The sequence below is a fragment of the Polaromonas sp. P3_C2 genome (assembly GCF_056402675.1).
Window position 1 is genome coordinate 1 of sequence record NZ_JBFUGX010000242.1, and the last position, 5,938, is coordinate 5,938.

General features: G+C 64.0%; 5 protein-coding genes and 1 pseudogene. 4 read left to right on the plus strand and 2 right to left on the minus strand.

The features are described 5' to 3' along the window. A pseudogene (locus AC1DWI_RS11710) lies at positions 1–139 on the plus strand (LysR family transcriptional regulator); the annotation flags it as partial. A gap of 59 nt (positions 140–198) precedes the next feature. After that, a complete protein-coding gene (gene gorA, locus AC1DWI_RS11715; RefSeq protein WP_477668607.1) occupies positions 199–1,566 on the plus strand; it encodes a glutathione-disulfide reductase in 1,368 nt (455 codons plus the stop codon). A gap of 12 nt (positions 1,567–1,578) precedes the next feature. Here the strand turns inward: gorA and AC1DWI_RS11720 are convergent, their stop codons facing one another. Together AC1DWI_RS11720 and AC1DWI_RS11725 are read right to left on the minus strand one after the other, a co-directional pair. Then, positions 1,579–2,577, minus strand: a complete 999-nt coding sequence (locus AC1DWI_RS11720) for an FHA domain-containing protein (protein WP_477668608.1) — start codon at positions 2,575–2,577, stop codon at positions 1,579–1,581. Beyond that, a complete protein-coding gene (locus AC1DWI_RS11725; protein ID WP_477668609.1) occupies positions 2,574–3,932 on the minus strand; it encodes a S1 family peptidase in 1,359 nt (452 codons plus the stop codon). Before AC1DWI_RS11725 ends, AC1DWI_RS11720 begins: the two co-directional genes overlap by 4 nt. A 117-nt stretch (positions 3,933–4,049) precedes the next feature. Here AC1DWI_RS11725 and AC1DWI_RS11730 point away from each other — a divergent pair, with 117 nt between their 5' ends. Next, positions 4,050–5,549 (plus strand): AMP nucleosidase, encoded by a 1,500-nt coding sequence (locus AC1DWI_RS11730; RefSeq protein WP_477668610.1) that lies wholly within the window; start codon positions 4,050–4,052, stop codon positions 5,547–5,549. Positions 5,550–5,640: 91 nt separating this feature from the next. Continuing rightward, positions 5,641–5,938 (plus strand): M15 family metallopeptidase (locus AC1DWI_RS11735; RefSeq protein WP_477724880.1); only part of this gene is annotated, 298 nt, incomplete at its 3' end.

The window sequence follows — 5,938 nt, forward strand, 5'->3', positions numbered from 1 at the left end:
ATTGCGCACCGTGCTGGAGGGTTTCGAGCCGCCGCCCCGGCCCATCAACATTGTTTACCCGCACGCCCGGCTGCTGCCCATGCGCACGCGGGTGTTCATTGAGTGGATGAAAAAAGAGCTCCGGGAATTCCAGTCTTGAGAGCCGGCATCAAGGCACCCGAAAAACAACGTCAGCAGACACCAGAACAAGGACAGCGAATGCAGACTTTTGATTTTGACCTTTTCGTGATCGGCGGCGGCAGCGGCGGTGTGCGCGCCGCGCGCATGTCGGCCCAGCGCGGCGCCCGTGTGGGACTGGCCGAATTCGCTGCGATGGGCGGCACCTGCGTGAACGTGGGCTGCATTCCCAAAAAGCTCTACAGCTATGCGGCCCACTACGGCGACAGCTTTGAAGAGTCGCGCGGCTTCGGCTGGGTCGGCGAGGCGCCGGTGTTTGACTGGGACACGCTCAAGGCCAACCGTGCCCGCGAGATTTCGCGGCTCAACGGCATTTATGTGCAGCTGCTTGAAAGCGCTGGCGTGCAGATCATCACCGGCTGGGCGCGGCTGCTTGACGAGCACACCGTCGAGGTCGACGACAAAAAATTCACGGCCAAAAGCATCCTGATCTCCACAGGTGGTACCGCCACAGTGCCTGCCGTGCCGGGACGCGAGCATGTGGTGACCTCGGACCACATGTTTGACCTCAATCCCTTCCCGAAGCGCCTGCTGGTGGTGGGCGGCGGCTACATAGCCTGCGAATTCGCCTCGATCTTCAACGGACTGGGTTCACAGGTCACCCAGGTCCATCGCCGCGACATGCTGCTGACCGGTTTTGACGATGACGTGCGGCGCTTCATTGCCGCCGAGATGAGCAAGACCGGCATCACCCTGCAGCTGGGCGCAGAGATCGCGGCCATCGCCAAAACCGCCACAGGCCTGCAGGTGACGCTCAAGGACGGCGCAAGCCTGGAGGTGGACACCGTGCTCTACGCCACGGGCCGGATTCCCAATGCGAACGGCATCGGGCTTGAAGCCGCCGGTGTGGCCGTCAACGCAGCCGGTGCGATCCAGGTCAATGCGCACTACCAGACCTCGGTGCCGTCCATCTATGCGTTGGGCGACGTGACGGCGCGCATGCAGCTGACACCGGTAGCCCTGGGCGAAGCCATGGTGGTGGTGGACCAGCTCTTCGGCCCCGCCGCCGGCAAGAAACCGCGCAGCATGAGTTATGAATTTGTGCCGACCGCCGTCTTCACCCATCCCAACATCGGCACGGTCGGCTATTCAGAGGCCGATGCGCGCGCGAAGTTCGGCAAAGTCACAGTGTTCCGCGCCGACTTCAAGGCCCTCAAGCACACGCTGAGCGGCAGCACCGAACGCACGCTCATGAAGCTGCTGGTCGAAGACGCTACCGACCGCGTGGTCGGCCTGCATATGGTGGGGCCGGACGCCGGCGAAATCGTGCAGGGTTTTGCCGTGGCCATGAAGGCCGGTGCGACCAAGGCAATATTTGACAGCACCATCGGCATCCACCCGACCGTCGCCGAGGAATTCGTGACGATGCGCGAACCGGTCAAGGACTGATTTCAGGAAATATTAATCCGCGTCCGGGTCTTCGGGCGTATCTGCATCCGGCTCACGGTCTTTCAGGCGTTCGTCGAGGCGCTGGCGGATGGTGCCGGCTTCCCCGAGGAACTGCGCCAGGGGCACAGCCGGCGCCATGCGCAGGGATGGCGGGTAGAGGGTGGACATGTAGAGCTTGTTGGACAGGCGCTTGTTCTGCAGCCAGTTGGTGCCCAGCATGGCCACAATGCCCAGCACGGCCACGCCGGCCACCAGCCCCGCCAGTCCGCGGCGGCGCTGCGGCACGATGACGGTCAGGTGCACATAGATGGCCGCAGCCGCCCCCAATAGCAGCAGCGGCGTCTCAAAGCGCGCAAGGCTTTCTAGCGAGAACATGAAAGCCAGCAGGCCAGCCAGCGTGGCTACCAGCTGTATCGCCACCGAACTGGTGCAGGCAATACGGACATGGCGCCAGAACTGCAGGTGGCCGGTAAATAGCTTGGTGGCCAGGGCCCACAGGCCCGCCCACACGGTGATCGCCATGGCCACCATCGCCATCAGGCCGGGCAATTGCCGCGCCAGCTGGGATGGCTCGGTAAGGGTCAGCCACGACTGCCCCACCACGAGCGCCAGCATGGCGGTCAATGCCAGCAAAGTCCAGCCGGTCGTGCGCCACGGAAAGTGCGGCAGCCGCTCTTCAGCGGCCACCGGCGCCTCCGCCAGGCGCAGCCCCAGCTTCAGCCGGCCCAGGGTCAGGGCCTCGCCGGCAGGCCAGCTGAACTGCGTGCCCTGGCCATGCAGCGTCCGGTTCAGCGCGACACCATTGACCGTGTCCAGCACCTGCACCATCACTTCGCCTTCCGGCGTGCGGTCTATGCGCAAGTGTTCAGCGGCCACATGGCCGTCATCCAATACCAGGTCGGCGGTGAGTGCGCGGCCCACGGTAACGGGCCAGTGCCGCACGTCAAGGCGGCCCACCAGCGCGCCATTGCGGTCGGTGGCCTGCAGCAGGGCGAGATTGCCGGCGCTCATGGTGCGGCCTCCCATTTAAAACCGCCCAGGTAATGCGCCACCAGCTTGAGGCCGTTGTCAAAACTCACACCCTGCGCATCCATGCGTCCCTGCACACCGCGTGTGGACTGGTTGACGGACATGGTCAGCACCGACACATCGTAGAGGCCCGGCAGCTTGCGGTAGGCACTCATGCACACCACGGCGCGCATGGGCATGCCGCCCGTTTCGACGAAGCGTTCGGAGCACTCGGCCGCCGTGGCCTTGCGTGAACCCCGGGTAGAGAAGTACTCATTGCCGAAGCTTTGGGAGTACATGACGGCGAAACGCAAGGGGCCCAGCTTGGGCGCGTTGTAGGCTTCATAGCGCAGGCGGATGTAGCCGGTGTTGAAATCGCCCGCAAACACGTGGCTGTCAATCTGGCAATCGGTACGCTCCAGGTCAAAGGCCTTGAAGTCGGGCTCGCGTCCGCGGCCCCAGCAACGGGCCAGGGAATCTTCGGGCACGGGCACGCTGTAGCCGCCGTGCTTTTGCGCCGTAAGCGGCACCGCTGTGAACTTTTGCGTCAGCAACGCCTGGTGCTCGCCCAGCTGGCGCGCCACCTCGGCATGTGCCGGTTTGGTGATGGGCTTGGCCGAAGCGGCCTTTGCCAGCAGCGCCTGGGCGAATTCGGCAGGAATCAGAAAACTCAGCAAATCGCCGTCCAGCCGCTTGGATACGTTGATACCGACCACCTGGCCGGCGTCGTCCAGCGCCGGGCCGCCACTCATGCCGGGGTTGAGCGCCCCGCCGAAAAAGATGCGCGGGTAAAAGCTGCGCTGCACGAGGCCGTTGTAGGTACCCTCGGTGACCGCAAATCCGATATCCAGCGGATTGCCCAGTGAATAAATGCGTTCGCCGCGCGCCAGGGGCCTGTCCGCCCCGCGAAAAGCCAGCTGCGGCATTCCTGTTGCCGGCGTCTTCACGCGCAGCAGCGCCAGGTCGTTGCGGACGTCGAAGGCAAGCAATTCAACCTCGGCCTCCTTGCCGTCCACCGGCACGTAGACGCCGCGGTAGCGCTCGGGCTCCAGCGCCAGCTGGCTGGCCACATGGAAGTTGGTGATGATGAGCCCGTTGGCCGAGACAAAAAAGCCCGAGCCCACACTGGCCTGGGTGTTGGAGTTGCGCAGCAGGGTGCGGATCTGCACCAGTTTGTCGCGCGTGGTTTCATAGGCACGCTGGGCGTCGCGGGAGATCTGGGCCGGTGCGGCGGCAGCAGGCACCTGCGCGGCGCGGCCCGGTGCGGGGGACTGCGCCTGGGCCACCTGCAGGCACAGGGCGCCGAGCAAGGCTGCAACCAGCGCGCGCAGGTGCCCCGAAGGGTTGTGGTGTTTCATCAGGGCATTCTAGGGTGTGTCACGGTACTTGCCGCACAATGATGTGCATGCCCTGCGGTGCTACGCTTTGCCGAAAACCACCTGCTGTACCTTCACCATAAAAACAAGGCTTTTTTCATGCCCTATCTGCCGCCTTTCATAGCCCCGACCCGCTACAGCGACCCGGCCGCCGCACTGGCACAGGTTCGCGCCATTTATGACCAGCAGATTGCCCACCTGCGCGATGCAATGCAGCGCTATGTGGCCGGCGAAACCCTGCCCGGCCATGTGCGCGCCTGCTACCCTTTCGTGCGCATCCATACCGACACGGTGGCACGCGCCATCCTGGAGACGCCCGACATCTCGCAGCTGAGCTTTGGTTTTGTGGCCGGTCCCGGCCGCTTTGAAACCACACTGACCCGGCCCGACCTCTACGGCAACTATTACCTTGAACAGTTCCGCCTGCTGATGCAGAACCACGATGTGGAGCTGGAAATCGGCACCAGCACGCAGCCCATCCCCATTCACTTCTCATTTGCAGAGAACGACCATATTGAAGGCAACATGGATGCAGCCCGCCGCATGCTGATGCGCGACGTGTTCGACCTGCCCGACCTGGCCGCCATGGACGACGGCATTGCCAATGGAACCTATGAACCCCTGCCCGGCGAGCCGCAGCCGCTGTCGCTGTTCACCGCGGCGCGTGTCGACTATTCGCTGCAGCGCCTGCGCCACTACACCGGCACCTCGCCGCACTGGTTCCAGAACTTCGTGCTGTTCACCAACTACCAGTTCTACATCGACGAGTTCGTGCGCCTGGGCCATGAAGCCATGGCCGACCCGGACAGCGAGTACACCGCCTTCATCGAGCCCGGCAACGTGGTGACCCGGCGCGCCGGGCTGCCCGCCGAGGCCGGCGACGAGCTTGGCGTACAGCCGCCCCGCCTGCCGCAAATGCCGGGCTACCACCTGCTGCGCGCCGACCGCACCGGCATCACCATGGTCAACATCGGCGTGGGCCCGGCCAATGCCAAAAACATCACCGACCACATCGCCGTGCTGCGCCCGCACGCCTGGATCATGCTGGGCCACTGCGCGGGCCTGCGCAACAGCCAGCAGCTGGGCGACTATGTGCTGGCCCACGGCTATGTGCGCGAAGACCATGTGCTGGACGAAGAGCTGCCGCTGTGGGTGCCGATCCCGGCGCTGGCCGAAATCCAGGTCGCGCTGGAAAAAGCCGTGGCCGACGTCACCCATGCCGTCGGCCCCGACCTCAAGCGCATCATGCGCACCGGCACCGTGGCCTCCACCGACAACCGCAACTGGGAGCTGCTGCCGGGCAACCAGCCGCAGCGCCGCTTCAGCCAGAGCCGCGCCGTGGCGCTGGACATGGAAAGCGCAACGATTGCCGCCAACGGCTTTCGCTTTCGCGTGCCGTACGGCACCCTGCTGTGCGTGAGCGACAAGCCGCTGCACGGCGAGATCAAGTTGCCCGGCATGGCCAACCATTTCTACCGCGAGCGCGTGGACCAGCACCTGCGCATCGGGATACGCGCCATCGAGCTGCTGCGCGCCGAAGGCATCACCCAGCTGCACAGCCGCAAGCTGCGCAGTTTTTCGGAAGTCGCGTTCCAGTAGTGCCGTGAAGCCCGCCAGTTGCTATACTTTTGGTAGCTGCTTGCGCTTACCTTCATTGACTTACAGCCTTATTTTTCATAAATACCTGCCCATGGAAAATCTTTCACCGCTCGTTCCTGTCACAGAAGCCAGTCATGGCGTGGTGATCGACCTGATCTACGCAGGCACCAACAACTTCACCGGCCAGGTGATTTATGACAGCCCGCTGTGCTTCTTGCATCCGCAGGCAGACGCCGGCCTGCGCAAAGCCATCACGGCCGCTAAAAACATGGGCTTTCAGCTCAAGATTTTCGACGCCTTCAGACCGCAGGAAGCGCAGGAGGCACTTTGGGCCGTGGCGCCCAACCCCGCCTACATCGCAGATCCGGCCAAGGGCTCCAACCACACAC

Coding starts and splice junctions, on each gene's coding strand:
- gorA (WP_477668607.1), top strand. CDS start 199: ATGCAGACTTTTGATTTTGACCTTTTCGTGATCGGCGGCGGCAGCGGC.
- AC1DWI_RS11720 (WP_477668608.1), bottom strand. CDS start 2,577: ATGAGCGCCGGCAATCTCGCCCTGCTGCAGGCCACCGACCGCAATGGC.
- AC1DWI_RS11725 (WP_477668609.1), bottom strand. CDS start 3,932: ATGAAACACCACAACCCTTCGGGGCACCTGCGCGCGCTGGTTGCAGCC.
- AC1DWI_RS11730 (WP_477668610.1), top strand. CDS start 4,050: ATGCCCTATCTGCCGCCTTTCATAGCCCCGACCCGCTACAGCGACCCG.